The organism is Marinobacter manganoxydans MnI7-9 (assembly GCF_000235625.1).
Classification (GTDB): Bacteria; Pseudomonadota; Gammaproteobacteria; order Pseudomonadales; family Oleiphilaceae; genus Marinobacter; species Marinobacter manganoxydans.
Map to the genome: position 1 here is coordinate 25,128 of NZ_AGTR01000054.1, position 14,246 is coordinate 39,373.

Here is a 14,246-nt window from a genome sequence, read left to right on the forward strand (position 1 = left end):
AGAGCGCCAGTGCGATGGGCACCGCTAACGCCGGTGCCGCCGCCAACCCCGAAAATGCGACCACCGTTCTTTTTAACCCCGCCGGTATGAGCCAGTTGTCGGGCACAAATATTTCGTTTGGTGCTGCGGTTCTGGATATTGATGCTGAGGCCAAGGAAAGTAGTATCCGGACCTCCAGAAACAATCCCTCGGTGCCTGTAAGCCCGGCCAGTAGCGGAGGGGATATTGCAGACCCTGCGGTGCTGCCGAATTTTTATCTAAGTCATGAAATCAACGAGTCGATAGATGTAGGTTTTGGAATCCATGCGCCCTATGGTTTGGCGGCGGATTACGATAACGACTTTGCAGGGCGTTTTTTCGCTGACAAGACAGAGCTCACGGCGATCGCATTCACGCCCTCGGTTTCTCTTAACAATGGCCAGGGCCTGTCAATGGGTGTTGGTTTGAATGTCCTATACGCGGAAGGACGCTTGAGCCGCTACCAGGACATCAGTGCTCAAGTAGGGACAGCGGCGCTTGCACTTGAGGAGCCTTATGCGGATGCAGAGGGTGACGATGTTGGCATGACGTTCCGTGTTGGCTTTCTTTATGAGCTGACCAGCGCTACTCAGATTGGCCTCACGCTTCAGACGGGTACGGAACTCGAGCTGGAGGGTGACCTGGAAATCTCTGGCATAACCAATCCGTCCAACCCGATGGGGCCGACGCTGTCCGCCTCAGAGAGTATCAAGGTGCCTCTTGCGATTCCTGAGAGCGCGACCCTGGGGCTTCGTCACAGCCTTACCGATAACGTTACTCTTCTGGCTGGAGCAACTTACGCTCGTTGGAGCCGATTCGAGGAGCTTGATATCGTCAGCACCGAAGCTGGTGGTGCCGTTAGTGGTGCGCCGCAAGAAGGCGCTGTGATTTCTCATGTTACCGAACAATGGGAAAACAGCTGGCAGATCAACGCTGGTGCTATCTGGCAGGCTTCGCCTGAATGGGCGTTTAAAGCCGGATATGCCTGGGATGAGTCGCCCGTGAATCAGTATGTTACCGCCCGAATTCCCTCCAGTGATCGTCACTGGCTGACTCTCGGTGCCCAATGGGCTGACGCCCAAAGTGGCTGGACGGTCGACGTAGCGGTTGGAACGCTCTTGTTCACGGACGATCCACGAGTCAACGATCGGAATTACCAGCATGAAAACCCGAGCGAGATCGCGCAACTGGCGCCTGGTGTCGAGGATCCAAGCCTTTACGCTGCTGAGTACGATCTGAGCGCCTGGAGCGCTGCGTTCGAAGTAAGCAAGTCCTTCTAAAATCCGGAGAATCTGGCCGGCTGAAGGCCGGTCAGCCAACCACCTGGCCACGGTAGATGACTTTTTTCTTCCGTGGCGGGTCGATCTGTCCCTCCTCGTCCTGTTCCGCTGATGCGGGCGGAGCATCGGCAATGACCTGGCCTCTGTAGTTACGCTTGAGGCCGTCATCTTCTTCCTCGGGCTCAATATTGAGCTGCGGAACCCGTTCTTTGAGGGTCTCCCAAACACGAGTCAGCTGACTGGAGCGGGTTTTCCGCGCGTAATCGGCCAGTTGTTGTTCCAGATGCTCTTCCGTGAGGTGCAGTTTGACGCCGAATTCCGTGTGAATCAGGCGGCGGCACTGGTGAACCAGTTTCAGCACGCTGGGGTCCAGCAGCCAGCTACGTTCAGATGCCAGAGAAGTCATGGTATGAGCCTCGGAGATGGGTGTCACAACATGGCGCAGCCCGGAGTGTCTGATGGGGCGGCGCCGACTCTGGAATCGTAGCGAATATCGTGCCGTAAAGGCGATAGAATCGGCCGGCCTTGGCACCTCCGCGGCCTGGCGGCAAGCCGCGAAAGCTGAGGGCAGGTTCAGTGCTTGCAAGTATGAGCGTTTTCGGTGCGTGCAAGGGCGTCCATGCCCTGTTTTGGGGAGTGTCAGTGTGCTTCGTCCCAGTTGTCGCCGACGCCGGCTTCCACCAGCAAGGGAACATCCAGCTCGGCCGCTGCCGACATGCGCTTCTCAAGTCCTGATCGGATCTTGTCGAGTGCCGATTCTTTGACCTCAAGAATCAGTTCATCGTGCACCTGCATGGTCATGCGAGCTTCATCGGCGTGCTCTTTGAGCAGCCAGTTCTCCACATCCACCATGGCCCGCTTGATGATATCCGCGGCAGTACCCTGCATCGGGGCGTTGATAGCGGTTCGCTCCGCAGCCTGTTGCAGCTGTTTGTTGCGGGCGTTTATCTCTGGCAGGTACAGGCGGCGGCCGAAGAGCGTCTCCACGAAACCGTCGTCATGGGCCTGTTTGCGGATGTTGTCCATGTATTTAAGAACGCCGGGATAGCGTTCGAAATAACGATCGATGTATTCCTGGGCGAGTTTGCGCTCAACGTCCAGTTGCCGGGAAAGGCCAAAGGCGGACATGCCGTAGATCAGGCCGAAGTTGATGGCCTTGGCGCTCCGACGCTGGTCTGAGGACACATCGTCAAGGCTGACCCCGAATACTTCCGATGCCGTTGCCTTGTGAATGTCTTCGCCCTTCTCAAACGCTTTGAGCAGTCCTTTGTCTCCCGAGAGATGGGCCATGATCCGAAGCTCGATCTGAGAGTAGTCGGCAGCGACGAGCTTGTATCCCTCGGGCGCAAGAAAGGCCTGCCGTATACGGCGTCCCTGTTCGCTCCTGATGGGGATATTCTGCAGGTTGGGTTCCGACGAGGACAGTCGACCGGTAGCAGTGACAGCCTGATGGTAGGACGTGTGTACCCGGCCGGTACGATGGTGAATCAGCTCCGGCAGCGTGTCGGTGTAGGTCGACTTCAGCTTGCTCAGGCTTCGGTGCTCAAGAATCAGACGCGGCAGTTCGTGTTCGTGGGCGAGTTCCTGAAGCACCGGCTCCGCTGTTGACGGCGCGCCCTTTGGGGTTTTCTTGATGACCGGCAGCCCCATCTTGTCGTAGAAGATCGCCTGCAGCTGCTTGGTAGAGCCCAGGTTGAAGGTTTCCCCGGCCACTTCATGGGCCTCTTTTTCCAGCTCCGCCATGCGCTCCGCCAGTTCCTGGCTGTGCTGGCGCAGAGTACTCGCGCTGATGAGGGTGCCACGCTGCTCCATTCGCGACAGTACCGGCACCAGGGGTAAATCGATATCTTCGTACACAGCGGCCAGTTTTCCGGTCTCTTTCAGCTTCGGTCGCAGGGTCTGGTGCAGGCGCAGGGTAATGTCCGCATCTTCGGCGGCGTAGGGCGCCGCCTTTTCAAGGTCAATCTGGTTGAAAGTGAGTTGTTTCGCGCCTTTCCCCGCAATGGACTCAAAGCTGGTGGTCTTCTCGCCGAGGTAGTACATGGCGAGGCTGTCCATATCGTGCCGCGTGGCCACAGAGTTCAGAACGTAGGATTCCAGCATGGTGTCTTCGGCAATGCCCTCCAGGGTAATGCCGTGGTTGGCCAGTACGTTTTTGTCGTACTTCAGATTCTGGCCGACCTTTGCCACGTCGGGGTTCTCCAGTAGTGGTTTAAGCTGGTCCAGCACCTGATCACGGTCCAGCTGCTCGGGCGCGCCCATATAGTCGTGCCCCAGCGGGACATAGGCGGCTTCGCCCGGCTTTACGGCAAAGGAGACACCGACGATTTCGGCGTCCATGTAGCGAAGGCTGGTGGTCTCTGTGTCGAAGGCAAACAGCTCCGCCGCCCCAAGGCGCTCCAGCCACTGATCCAGTTCTTTCTGGTCGGTGATGATGCTGTAGTCTTTTTCGCCGGTTTCCGGTTTGGGGGTTTCATCGCCGGCTCTGGCATTGCTGGAAGAGGAACTTTCGTTCTCTTCGAGTTCGGCGATCCAGCTTCGGAATTCATACTCCCTGAACAGCTCAAGCAATTGCTGGTCGTCCTGCTCCCGGAGTTTCAGGTCTTCCAGGCCAAAATCGAGTTCCACGTCGGTGCGGATGGTCGCCAGTTCACGGCTCAGGGGCAGGGTCTCCGTTGCGTCCCGCAGGTATTCACCGATCTTGCCTTTGATCTCGTCGGCGTGTTCGATGACGTTGTCCAGGTTGTCATAGCTCTGAAGCCATTTGACCGCGGTTTTCGGTCCGCACTTGTTGACGCCGGGGATGTTGTCCACCTTATCGCCCACCAGGGCCAGGTAATCGACAATCTGCTCCGGAGTAACGCCGAATTTCTCCACCACGCCGTCCCGGTCCATCCGGGTCTCGGTCATGGTGTTAATCAGCGTAACGTGATCGCTGACCAGCTGCGCCATGTCCTTGTCGCCGGTGGAGACCACCACATCGATGCCTTTGCTGGTTGCTTCGTTGGCGAGGGTGCCGATCACGTCGTCGGCCTCAACGCCTGTCACAGTTAGCAGCGGCAGCCCCATGGCCTTTACGATCTCGTGAATAGGCTCGATCTGGCAGGCGAGATCCTCCGGCATGGGAGGTCGGTTGGCCTTGTACTCTTCATAGAGATCGTGCCGGAAGGTTTTGCCCTTGGCGTCGAACACCACCACCATCTTGGACCCGGGAAAATCCTGCTCCAGGCGGCGGAGCATGCTGATCACGCCTTTAATGGCTCCTGTCGGATGATCCTTGCTTGTGGTGAGCGGTGGAAGTGCATGATAAGCACGGAAAAGATAGGACGATCCGTCCACAAGAACCACAGGTGGTGTGTTTTTGCTGGTCATGTCAAAACAGGTCCGGAATCTGATTGAAGCGTGGGTTGGCTTATGCAACTCTGTACTGAAATCGATGGACGAAAGGGTATCACGAAAATGAAACGAATCGCCTGCCCGGCTTTGTTGCTAGCCTGTCTGCCTTTGGCTGCTCTGGCCCAGGAAGAAGGCGCTCTGGATGAGACGCCGGTGACAACTCCCGACGAGCCAGTGGTGATCTCGGATTACCAGCCTGCAAGCCAGGGCCCCGAGATTGTTATTCGCCCGGGTGAGCAGGAAGTGTTCTATGAATACCGGGTCAACGGACAGCTGATGGAAATCAAGGTTGTACCGGAAGTCGGACCGGAGTATTACCTGGTGCCGGCGGATGGCGGCGGTTGGATCCGTGAAACCGAGTCCGACATGTTGGTGCCTAGCTGGGTGATTTTCCGCTGGTAAACCGCAGTCAGATCAGATCGACGTTGACCGGCGTTGAGCGCCGGCTCTCCAACCCCTGAATATCCACGGTGGTGATGGCGAACTCGTAAGCGCCTGGCGCCATCTCCGCCAGAGAGAGTCTTGTGGTTGCAGGACTCTCAATGCGGATAACCTTGAAGTTGTCCTGGTGTCTGAACCGGTAGTAGACCCTGAATTCCGCAATCTCTCCAAGTTCCAGTGACGAGCCGTCCTCACGGGTCAGTGGAGCTGTCCATGTCAACTCCTTCGGCTCAGTGGCTGTATATCCGGTTTCCCGAGTCTGCCCAAGTGTGGTCATGAGCCCGTCGGTCGCCTTGTTCAGCCGCGAATCTGCGATTTCACTGGCCCTGTCAGAGCTGGTGCTGACGGCGCGGGAATCTTCCTGGCAGGCAGCAAGGAGGAAAGAGGCGGCAATCACTGGTAAAAGAAATATGAAGAAATGCGGTTGTCGGGTTTTGCTGGTGGTCATGGTTACTCGCATACGGGCCTGATCGAGGCCTTTGTTGATTAAACGTATGGAGCCTGAATAAAACGGGGAGACGGGCTTCTTTGACAGCCCGGCATTATGCCAGCCGGGTTTTCAGGATCAAGTGAATAATCCGTAAAAGCCCTTATTCGTTCACTTCCTGCTTTTAGTATGAACATTCTAATTTTAGAGCGTAACTTGGGTTGTGAGATTGAAGTAAGGCCCTCGTTGCACTGGTTTCGACAGGGCCTTGGAACTTTCAGTAAACCAAGGGGATTTATCATGGGTAAACTCAAGTCTTATCAGGAACAGCTCCAGGAAATCGTGGACAAGGGTATCAATGCTGCTGAAGAGCAGCAGAAGAAGCTGGCTTCCAAGCCGTTCGATTACGCCGAGAAGCTCGAGTCTGAAGCGCGCGAGTACAGCGTGAAGACCCTGCGCAAGCGTTACAACGGCTACAGTGACAGCCTGTTCGATCAGCTTCGCAACCTGAACAGCCGTTTTGGCAGCTTTGCTGGTGACCTGGTCGCCAAGCTGGAAAAAGAAGCAGCCGAAGGCGCTGATGCAGTTGCAGAAGCCGCGGAAGACGTGTCTGACGCAGCGCAGGATGCCAAGAAGTCTGTTGAGCCGAAGAAGCCGGCTGCACGCAAGACGACTGCGCGCAAGACCACTTCCACTGCCAAGAAGAGCACTGCATCCGCCTGAATTGTGTATAGCACCTCATCGGTAGGTGAGTGAAATGAAAAAGCCACCGGCTAACACCGGTGGCTTTTTTTTGGTCTCGGAAATTTCAGTGCAGAATCAGTTGTCGGTCTTGGTGTGATCCAGTGGCAGAGTTCGTGCCTCGCCGGTAACTTCTTCCAGGCGTTCGATGTCGTCCTCAAAAGCCTTTCGTAGTTCGTCGATTTCCTGGGTCTGTGAGGCAATTTCCCGCTCAATGTCGCGAATCTGGGCCTCCAGCCGCCGGATCTTCTCCAGCGTGCCCTCGGGAATCTCGCGACCGGCCCGCTCCATGTTGGCGGCCCGACTCTGTTCGTTATCCAGCTGGCTCGATATCACCGATATATTGCCGCGCTTGAGCTGGATAAGACCCTCTAGCTCGCGGATTTTCCGGTGCATGGCTTTCACGGCCTGATCCGGATGGCTGAAGCGTTTCAGCAGCGCGCGGTCTTGCTCGCGCTGCTCTGCGAGTTCCTTCTGGCGCTGTTTTTCCGCTTCCCGGGCAGCAATTTCTTCTTCGGTTGGTGCCGGCGGAATGGTTTCGATCACGCGGCCATTTTTGCTCAGGATGTCATAGCCCCGCTTGGTGGCTTCCTGGGGGATGGTGCTGCTGATTACGATCTGGCCGTTCTCATCCGTGTAACGGTACATATTGGCAGCCGCCTGGGCAGAAAACCCCAGGGCAAGCGCCAGCGCCGTTGTTTTAACAGACAGTGCGGTCAGACGATTGGCCATCAATCAGACTCCGTAACGATCCCGATAACTGGCTACCTTTTCGGCATGCCCGGCAAACTCCGGGTTGGCTTTAAGATAGTCCAAAACCTGCTCGAGACGAATAATGCTCACGACCGGAATACCGAATTCCTTTTCCACTTCCTGGATGGCAGACAGTTCGCCATTGCCTTTTTCCTGGCGATCCAGAGCAATCAGCACGCCTGCAGGTTCAGCCCCGGCGGCCCGGATGATATCGATGGATTCCCGGATCGCGGTACCGGCGGTGATTACATCATCGACAATCAGTACTTTGCCCTGCAACGGTGCGCCAACAATGTTGCCGCCCTCACCATGATCTTTCTTTTCCTTACGATTAAACGCAAAGGGTTTGCTGTTACCGTCTGTAGCCAGCGCCATTGCTGTGACGGTGGCCAACGGAATGCCCTTATAGGCAGGGCCGAAAATAATGTCATAATCCAGGCCGCTGCGCGCGATCGCGGCGGCATAGGCCTTGCTTAACTGAAGCAGGTCGTCCCCGGTATTGAAAAGTCCAGCATTGAAGAAGTAGGGGCTGGTTCGGCCCGACTTGAGCGTGAACTCACCAAAACGTAGTACATTCCGGCGGATGGCAAATTCGATAAATTTTTGCTGATAGTCGTGCATGACAAGGCTTCTGGCGGGTGTTGATCTTTAATTAGCTCGTAAAAACGGTATCATACACACAAACCGAATCAGGGAATACGTATGCGGGTAGTATCAATCAGCGTCAATGGCCTCGCCCAGGCTGTTGAAAAAGGTTTTTTCGACTGGCTGGCGGAGCAGGACGCTGACGTGGTCTGCGTCCAGGACCATCGCATGCGGGCCTACGAGATTGAGGACTATAACCTGATTCCGGAAGGTTACGAGGCCTACTTTATTGATGGCGAAAAGAATGAAGATGGCGGTGTCGGCATATACACCCGTCATTTCCCGAAGGCCATCATGTATGGATTTGCCAACGAACAGGCCGATCGGGAAGGCCGGTTCATTCAGGCCGATTTTGACAAGGTCTCGGTTGCCTGCGTACTGGCGCCCTGTGCGCTGGGTCGTGAGGACGAGCTGATTGGCGAGGACGACCTGACGGTTCTCGACCACAAGGACGAATTCATGGAGTCCTTCGGTCTGCACATGCAAAAGACCCTCCGTAAGCGCCGTCAGTTCATCTTCTGCGCCAACCTGCAGACTGCTCATCACGTAACCGACGCCAGCCCGCTGTACCACAAACTGGATTTCTCTGGTTTCTTGCCCCACGAGCGTGCCTGGTTGGATCGTCTGTTCGATGAGATGGGCTGCGTTGACGGCTTCCGGGAGATCAACAAGCAGAGCAACCAGTTCACCTGGTGGCCCGAGCAGGCCGAGGGTTCCCGCAAGAATGCCGGCATCCGGGTGGATTACCAGCTGCTGACACCGGGAATCCGCAAGACCATCGAAGATGGCTGGATTGACGACTCAACCCGATTCTCTGATCACGCCCCGGTGATCATGGATTACGACATCGAAATCGGCTTCTAAGCTCTGAGGAAGGCGCCTGCGCGGCAACGCTTTCCCAGGCACGCTACAAGCACTTCCCTGTGCGCTTGAATCGGGCCATCCATGGCCCTCAACAGTCTGGGAAAGCGTTGCCACGCAGGCACCCCAGGCTTGTGAGGTTTTCGAACAGTAGCGTGTCCCGGAAAGGTTTCCCCCTCCGGACACGCGGGCAACAAACTTAATCTGCCAGCGCCGCCTTCTGAATCTCAAACAACTGCTCAATACCCTGTTTGGCCAGAGTCAGCATGCTGTCCAGTTCTGACTGGTCGAACGGTGCACCTTCCGCAGTCCCCTGTATCTCAATGAAACCGCCCTGGTCGGTCATGATGACGTTCATGTCGGTTTCGGCTTCGGAGTCTTCCGGGTAGTCCAGATCCACCACCGGGGTGCCTTTGTAAACACCGACTGAAAGCGCGGCGACCATCTGCTTGAGCGGAGATTTCTTGAGGCGCTTGTCAGCAACCAGGTGGTTCAGGGCATCAACCAGTGCCACGCAGCCGCCGGTGATGGCTGCGGTGCGGGTGCCGCCATCGGCCTGGATGACATCGCAGTCAATGGTGATGGAGTGTTCACCGAGAGCGGTCAGATCCACCGCTGCACGCAGGGAACGGCCAATCAGGCGCTGGATTTCGACGGTCCGGCCACCCTGCTTGCCGCGGGCGGCTTCACGGCCCATTCGGCTGCCGGTAGAGCGGGGCAGCATGCCGTATTCGGCGGTGATCCAGCCCTTGCCTTCACCCCTCAGAAACGGAGGAACCTTGTTTTCGACGGAGGCAGTGCAGATGACTTTTGTGTCCCCGAATTCCACCAGCACAGAGCCTTCGGCGTGACGGGTGTAGTTGCGGGTGATTCGAACATCTCTGGGTTGTTCGGGCGTTCTGCCGCTTGGACGCATAGTTTTTCCTGAGGTCAGTTTTGAATGTCCGGGAGCGAGTCCCGGGCGAACGTTTGTCGAAAAGGCCGGTCAGTATATCACGTTGGGGTTGGCCTTTTGTCCGGTTCGCCGTTGCTGTTAAGAGCCTGTTAAACTTCACCAATACAACACTATCGAAGCGGAGCTGACATGATCCGAAGTATGACTGCATTTGCCCGCAAGGACGTCCAGGGAGACTGGGGAACGTTGACCTGTGAAATCCGGACCGTGAATCACCGGTATCTCGAACCCTCCTTCCGCCTGCCGGAAGCGTTCCGGGAGCTGGAGAACCGGTTCCGGGAGGAACTGAGAAAGCAGTTGAAACGGGGCAAGGTGGATGTCTCCATGCGCTTGCAGTCGGCAGAGAAAGGCTCGCAAAGTTTCGAGATCAGCGAAGACATGGCCCAGGCGGTGAATGAGGCGGCCAACCACATCAACCGGATTCTGGATAATCCGGCCCACATCAATGCCCTGGACATACTCAGGTGGCCGGGCGTGCTGTCAGTGCCGGAACAGGATTATAGCCCTGCAAAAGAGGCTGCCGTCGGACTGTTCGAGCAAACCGTGGCCGAACTTGCATCGGTGCGCGAGCGGGAGGGGGAGCGCCTGCGGCCACTGTTCGAAGATCGCCTGAAAACCATGGGTGATCTCGTTGCCGACGTCCGTAGGCGTATGCCGGAATTGCTCGAGGCGCAGGAGAAAGCGCTGCGAGATCGGTTCGAAAAAGCCAAAGTGGAACTGGATGCCGAGCGGGTTGCCCAGGAGATGGTGATGCTGGCTCAGAAAAGCGATGTGGCCGAGGAGCTGGACCGGCTGGATGCCCATATCGGTGAGGTGTCCGATACTCTGAAAAGCGAAGATGCCATTGGCCGGCGGCTGGATTTTCTCATGCAGGAGCTCAATCGAGAGGCCAACACCCTGAGCAGCAAGAGCATTGATGCCGGCGTTACCCGTACTGCAGTGGATCTCAAGGTTCTGATCGAACAGATGCGAGAGCAGGTGCAGAACATTGAATGATGTTCTTGGGTGTTCGGCGTTGTTTTTAAACGCATTATAAATCAAATGGTTATGTAATTTCGACGCTCATAGTGTTCGTGTAAATTCTGGCAAGTTTGGGTAGTGATGGGTAGTAGATTGGGGAGTATTTTCTCGCTATATTATGTCGGCGAGATTGTACTCCCCAATTTTTTTAAGGCAGGAAAGTGGGCAAGCTACACGACAAGACCGTCAAGAAACTGATCAAAGAGAAGCCATCCGTGCGGCATGCCGATGGCAATGGTCTCTACCTCATGACCCCGAAGCGCGGCGATGCCTACTGGATGCTGCGCTATACCACCCCAGCTACCAAGCTCCGGCGCGAATACACCATCGGCAAGGTGGACGACTGGTCATTGGCCGACGCCCGTGATGAGGCGGCGAAGCTGAGGTTGGCGATCAAGCGTGAGGGTGCTGACCCGGTTCAGGAGCGGCAGAAGGTCAACCAAAACCCCTTCAAAACGCTCAATGACCTGTACGCGGACTACTACGAGCTTCGCAAACGAGAAATCGCGTCTCACCATAAAGAGAAGAGCCTGTACGAACGCGAGGTGGCCTGGCGCATCGGGAAGGTGGAGCTGGAAAAGATCCGGCCAGTGGATATCAGTGAAATTCTGCGCGACGTGGCCAATGGCTATGACGACAATAAGCCCCGCCCAACCCTCTCAAATGACTTGATGCGTCTGTTGAGGAATCTGTTTGATCATGGCATCAAACTGGACGTCACCAGGTTCAATCCGGCCTCGCCATTCCGTCCCAGGGACGCCGGCGGAGAGGAGAAGGCCGCCAACTACCCAATGAATGAAGGCGAAGTCACCGAGTTCTTTACCAAACTTAGGGTGATTCCGGCGCAGTTCAGTCGAGAGAACTACTTGGCCTGCGCGTTGCTGATAGCGACTTGTACGAGAAAGATGGAGCTTTTGGCCGCGCCTTGGTCGGAATTCGATCTGGAGAACCGTATCTGGTACCTGCCCGAGGAAAGGACCAAAAAGAGAAGGGCCATCGATATCCCGTTGGCGGAACCCGCCGTGGAATGGTTGAATGAACTGAAAGTACGCTCCTGTGGGAGTGAGTGGGTCTTCCCAGCTCGCAGGATCAGCAAAAAAGCACGGACTCCGCACGTATGCGAGAATACGCTCAACCATGCGCTCAAGAAGCTCTTTGAGAAAAAGCTCTTCTCATTTGACAAGCGCCGCGTCCACGATCTTCGCGGCACGGCCCGTACGAAACTGGGTAAGCTCGGCTTTGATGACAATCTGGCCCAGCGCTGCCTGAATCAGCTGCCCGGCAACCGGACTGACCGGGTCTATAACAAGCATGCGTATTTTGAAGAACGAAAAGAGGCTCACGAGGCGCTCTGCGAATGGTTAGCGCCCATCGTGAGAGGTGAAGTTAGTTCTGGAGAGTAAAAGGGGCCAAATCAAGCCCCTTGCTGTTCGATCCAAGCCAACAGATCCGATAGTCGCCACGCCACCGAGTTGCAGCCCAACTTGAGCCGTGCCGGAGCCACTCGCTTTCTTTCCAAAGTCCACCACTGCGTCCGACTGACACCCGTAATCGTTCGACGGTCCGACTCCCGAACCAGCCGCTCACACTGTCCAGAACGAGCCAGAAGCTTGGTGCGCACCTCTTCCGAAGGCGGACTGAAGGTTTTATCAATCATCCTCCTCTACCTCCGAATCACCAGTGGGAATAGTGGGAAACTGGGAAAGTCCATCTCCATCCGGTAGCGCTTCCCAATACGCCTTGATGCGATCAGGCCACAGGGCGAAAAAACGCTCCGATCGATCCCGCAGCTTGATTTTCATGGTGCCACGGCTCTGCTCATTGGTTTCCATGAAATCTCTCTGGATAAGCGGCTCAATTTCCCGAGTGTATCGACTACGAAGGCCAAGCTCCTTGATCAGAGTATTTTTGGGTATCAGCCACTGCGTCTCACCGGCCACTTTGCGTCGCAGACCAATTGCTCTTCCGTAATCCCCCCGCTCTATGTCAACGAGGCGGTGATTCCATTTGTAAATCGCATCGCGAAGGCGAGCCAAAATGCGGTGCTCCTCCGAATTGAAGATGTGACCTCGGCTCCGAAGCCAGGCTCCAACTGCTTGGTGTACCGCTCGAACTGACTCCGCTTCCGACCAGGGGAGTAGATAGTTCCGGCAGGCTAGGCACAGAGCAGCGGTGATCAGTGCGAACCGCCTGATCACCCGGAGGACTTGCGAAGCCATATGAGAGGTCTTCCATTGGTCCGTCAACCGGGCGACCTCATTCTGGATATAGCCGGGCAAGTCATCCACATCTTCTGTGAGACGCTCAAGCCAGTGCCGGAACAGCGTGCCATGGTAGTGCCTGGTGCGGCTTTTCAACGCGTCCACGAACTCTTGGGGGCTGCTGAAGCCATGCACCTCGTCAAAGGCTCCAAATTTTCCAAAAACGGGGATCTCGACAAGACGATTCTCTTGGCCGGCTTTAACCGACTTTCCTATTTCCTGAAACACTTCCGACAGCCATACCTCACCAGTACTTAACGCCAGCGTTCGCCAGTGCGTTTGTTCAGCAAGATCCCCTGAGATATTCGCGCGCAGCTTACTGGCACCGGTCATTATGTGATACGTCGCCACATCGACATCTTCCGGCCGAGCCAGGCCAATCTCGTCCAACGCTAACAACATGTCGTTGTGCTCAGCAGCGACGGCTGCCAAGCCATTGGCAGTCGCTACCCAGTTCCTCACGAACGTTGGTGCTCCACAAACACTCGCGGCCACCTGCAGCAACGTCGTTTTCCCGGTGGAGCTATTACCAACCAAGTGAAAGGCCCCATTTTCAAGCTCCGCATGCTTTAGCAGGGGCGCCGCGAGTGCCACCCCGACGCTGAGGATCGCCAGCGGGTTGCCGCCACAGAGCTTCCCCACTTGATTCTGCCAGTCTCGAAGAGACCCGCTTTCCTGGAGCAACGGTGAGGTCGATAGCTGCCCTACAAAGTGGTGCTGCTCATCCGCCTGACCTGCCGTCCAGCTGCTCGTCGCGAAAATAGGCCCATGCCAGCCGCTGCGGTCGACGATTGTGGCCGGAGGCGCCTTTGCCATTTCCTCCAGCAAATACCGCTGCAGTCGTGTCCAGCTAATATTGCCGGGTTCGAGGGGATAGCCGGTGTCCACCAACAGCTCTCGTATCTGACGAGCGTTATCACCGTTCAGAGTCCTCGCATACACCACCTCGCGCAGCAGGACGTTGTCCATATTTTTCCACTGCAGCAGCGCGCCGTGGCCGTGTTTTTTATTGGAGAGGCGGGTTCGGGCAACAACCTCTATCCACCCGCCAACCCTCTGCCACTCTTCAGAGCTGTAGCAGTACAGCCCTGAGTCTCTCAATTGATATTTCATTCGCGCCTCCGTCACAGCCGGTCTAGCCAGTCACGAACATCCTGAATCCGGAACCTGACGGCCCTTCCTTGCGGGCTTGGCTTTATGGGGGCAGGGAAACGACCGGCTTTCACGTACCGTCGAAGCGTGGCTTGCGAAAGCTGGGTGACGGCACAAACCTCTTCATAGGTGAGCAAACGCTCGTTCGTCTCGTTGAAATACTGTCGTTGCATAATCCACTCCTAATTCGTTGTTTAACGGTCAGGAGTGATTATGAATAGTCCTGAATTCACACCAGAACCGTGGAATTGGCCAATTTGGGCGCAAAGAGAAAAAGATATTAAAACGCTGAATTT

15 protein-coding genes are annotated in these 14,246 nt (G+C 56.1%); 6 read left to right on the forward strand and 9 right to left on the reverse strand.

All coding sequences use genetic code 11. From position 1 onward, the window contains the following. Positions 1 to 14 precede the first annotated feature (14 nt). The gene (locus tag KYE_RS13180) at positions 15 to 1,298 is read left to right on the forward strand and encodes an OmpP1/FadL family transporter (RefSeq protein WP_008174193.1); all 1,284 of its coding nucleotides are present in this window, start codon (positions 15 to 17) and stop codon (positions 1,296 to 1,298) included. 31 nt (positions 1,299 to 1,329) lie between these two features. On the opposite strand, the gene KYE_RS13185 is transcribed toward KYE_RS13180, so the two are convergent. Both KYE_RS13185 and polA read right to left on the reverse strand, forming a co-directional pair. Next, positions 1,330 to 1,704, reverse strand: a complete 375-nt coding sequence (locus KYE_RS13185) for a hypothetical protein (RefSeq protein WP_008174194.1) — start codon at positions 1,702 to 1,704, stop codon at positions 1,330 to 1,332. Positions 1,705 to 1,937: 233 nt separating this feature from the next. Continuing rightward, positions 1,938 to 4,670, reverse strand: coding sequence for a DNA polymerase I (gene polA / locus KYE_RS13190; protein WP_008174196.1), 2,733 nt, complete (start codon positions 4,668 to 4,670; stop codon positions 1,938 to 1,940). A gap of 87 nt (positions 4,671 to 4,757) precedes the next feature. Here polA and KYE_RS13195 point away from each other — a divergent pair, with 87 nt between their 5' ends. Next, positions 4,758 to 5,096, forward strand: a complete 339-nt coding sequence (locus tag KYE_RS13195) for a DUF2782 domain-containing protein (protein ID WP_008174197.1) — start codon at positions 4,758 to 4,760, stop codon at positions 5,094 to 5,096. Between the two features lie 7 nt (positions 5,097 to 5,103). Here the strand turns inward: KYE_RS13195 and KYE_RS13200 are convergent, their stop codons facing one another. Then, on the reverse strand, positions 5,104 to 5,583 hold the full coding sequence (locus KYE_RS13200) for a fibronectin type III domain-containing protein (RefSeq protein WP_008174200.1): 480 nt from the start codon (positions 5,581 to 5,583) through the stop codon (positions 5,104 to 5,106). A gap of 279 nt (positions 5,584 to 5,862) precedes the next feature. On the opposite strand from KYE_RS13200, the gene KYE_RS13205 reads away from it, so the two are divergent. Beyond that, positions 5,863 to 6,285, forward strand: a complete 423-nt coding sequence (locus tag KYE_RS13205; protein WP_008174202.1) for a hypothetical protein — start codon at positions 5,863 to 5,865, stop codon at positions 6,283 to 6,285. Between the two features lie 96 nt (positions 6,286 to 6,381). On the opposite strand, the gene KYE_RS13210 is transcribed toward KYE_RS13205, so the two are convergent. Both KYE_RS13210 and pyrE read right to left on the reverse strand, forming a co-directional pair. Further along, positions 6,382 to 7,035 (reverse strand): DUF4124 domain-containing protein, encoded by a 654-nt coding sequence (locus tag KYE_RS13210; protein WP_008174205.1) that lies wholly within the window; start codon positions 7,033 to 7,035, stop codon positions 6,382 to 6,384. A gap of 3 nt (positions 7,036 to 7,038) precedes the next feature. Continuing rightward, on the reverse strand, positions 7,039 to 7,677 hold the full coding sequence (gene pyrE / locus KYE_RS13215) for an orotate phosphoribosyltransferase (protein ID WP_008174208.1): 639 nt from the start codon (positions 7,675 to 7,677) through the stop codon (positions 7,039 to 7,041). 81 nt (positions 7,678 to 7,758) lie between these two features. Between pyrE and KYE_RS13220 the strand changes: the two genes are divergently transcribed. Next, on the forward strand, positions 7,759 to 8,565 hold the full coding sequence (locus tag KYE_RS13220) for an exodeoxyribonuclease III (protein WP_008174210.1): 807 nt from the start codon (positions 7,759 to 7,761) through the stop codon (positions 8,563 to 8,565). Between the two features lie 196 nt (positions 8,566 to 8,761). Here KYE_RS13220 and rph read toward each other — a convergent pair whose 3' ends face one another. Beyond that, entirely contained in the window at positions 8,762 to 9,478 is a 717-nt protein-coding gene (gene rph / locus KYE_RS13225; protein WP_008174211.1) for a ribonuclease PH, read from the reverse strand. A gap of 168 nt (positions 9,479 to 9,646) precedes the next feature. Here rph and KYE_RS13230 point away from each other — a divergent pair, with 168 nt between their 5' ends. Both KYE_RS13230 and KYE_RS13235 read left to right on the forward strand, forming a co-directional pair. Further along, positions 9,647 to 10,513, forward strand: a complete 867-nt coding sequence (locus tag KYE_RS13230) for a YicC/YloC family endoribonuclease (RefSeq protein ID WP_008174213.1) — start codon at positions 9,647 to 9,649, stop codon at positions 10,511 to 10,513. Between the two features lie 185 nt (positions 10,514 to 10,698). After that, positions 10,699 to 11,940: a tyrosine-type recombinase/integrase gene (locus tag KYE_RS13235; RefSeq protein ID WP_008174215.1), complete on the forward strand. Its 1,242-nt coding sequence runs from the start codon at positions 10,699 to 10,701 to the stop codon at positions 11,938 to 11,940. Between the two features lie 11 nt (positions 11,941 to 11,951). On the opposite strand, the gene KYE_RS21200 is transcribed toward KYE_RS13235, so the two are convergent. Genes KYE_RS21200 through KYE_RS13245 form a run of 3 tightly spaced genes read right to left on the reverse strand, consistent with a single transcriptional unit; the run spans position 11,952 to position 14,123 of the window. After that, a complete protein-coding gene (locus KYE_RS21200) occupies positions 11,952 to 12,194 on the reverse strand; it encodes a helix-turn-helix transcriptional regulator (RefSeq protein ID WP_008174217.1) in 243 nt (80 codons plus the stop codon). Then, positions 12,187 to 13,911: a DUF927 domain-containing protein gene (locus KYE_RS13240; RefSeq protein WP_008174218.1), complete on the reverse strand. Its 1,725-nt coding sequence runs from the start codon at positions 13,909 to 13,911 to the stop codon at positions 12,187 to 12,189. Before KYE_RS13240 ends, KYE_RS21200 begins: the two co-directional genes overlap by 8 nt. Before the next feature lie 11 nt (positions 13,912 to 13,922). After that, the gene (locus KYE_RS13245; protein ID WP_008174219.1) at positions 13,923 to 14,123 is read right to left on the reverse strand and encodes a helix-turn-helix transcriptional regulator; all 201 of its coding nucleotides are present in this window, start codon (positions 14,121 to 14,123) and stop codon (positions 13,923 to 13,925) included. Positions 14,124 to 14,246: the final 123 nt, after the last annotated feature.

What these genes read in the sequence shown, in the direction of transcription:
- KYE_RS13200 (WP_008174200.1), bottom strand. Translation starts at nt 5,583, where the DNA reads ATGACCACCAGCAAAACCCGACAACCGCATTTCTTCATATTTCTTTTA.
- rph (WP_008174211.1), bottom strand. Translation starts at nt 9,478, where the DNA reads ATGCGTCCAAGCGGCAGAACGCCCGAACAACCCAGAGATGTTCGAATC.
- KYE_RS13240 (WP_008174218.1), bottom strand. Translation starts at nt 13,911, where the DNA reads ATGAAATATCAATTGAGAGACTCAGGGCTGTACTGCTACAGCTCTGAA.
- KYE_RS13220 (WP_008174210.1), top strand. Translation starts at nt 7,759, where the DNA reads ATGCGGGTAGTATCAATCAGCGTCAATGGCCTCGCCCAGGCTGTTGAA.
- KYE_RS13195 (WP_008174197.1), top strand. Translation starts at nt 4,758, where the DNA reads ATGAAACGAATCGCCTGCCCGGCTTTGTTGCTAGCCTGTCTGCCTTTG.
- KYE_RS13205 (WP_008174202.1), top strand. Translation starts at nt 5,863, where the DNA reads ATGGGTAAACTCAAGTCTTATCAGGAACAGCTCCAGGAAATCGTGGAC.
- KYE_RS13230 (WP_008174213.1), top strand. Translation starts at nt 9,647, where the DNA reads ATGATCCGAAGTATGACTGCATTTGCCCGCAAGGACGTCCAGGGAGAC.
- KYE_RS21200 (WP_008174217.1), bottom strand. Translation starts at nt 12,194, where the DNA reads ATGATTGATAAAACCTTCAGTCCGCCTTCGGAAGAGGTGCGCACCAAG.
- polA (WP_008174196.1), bottom strand. Translation starts at nt 4,670, where the DNA reads ATGACCAGCAAAAACACACCACCTGTGGTTCTTGTGGACGGATCGTCC.
- KYE_RS13185 (WP_008174194.1), bottom strand. Translation starts at nt 1,704, where the DNA reads ATGACTTCTCTGGCATCTGAACGTAGCTGGCTGCTGGACCCCAGCGTG.
- KYE_RS13245 (WP_008174219.1), bottom strand. Translation starts at nt 14,123, where the DNA reads ATGCAACGACAGTATTTCAACGAGACGAACGAGCGTTTGCTCACCTAT.
- KYE_RS13210 (WP_008174205.1), bottom strand. Translation starts at nt 7,035, where the DNA reads ATGGCCAATCGTCTGACCGCACTGTCTGTTAAAACAACGGCGCTGGCG.
- pyrE (WP_008174208.1), bottom strand. Translation starts at nt 7,677, where the DNA reads ATGCACGACTATCAGCAAAAATTTATCGAATTTGCCATCCGCCGGAAT.
- KYE_RS13180 (WP_008174193.1), top strand. Translation starts at nt 15, where the DNA reads ATGGGCACCGCTAACGCCGGTGCCGCCGCCAACCCCGAAAATGCGACC.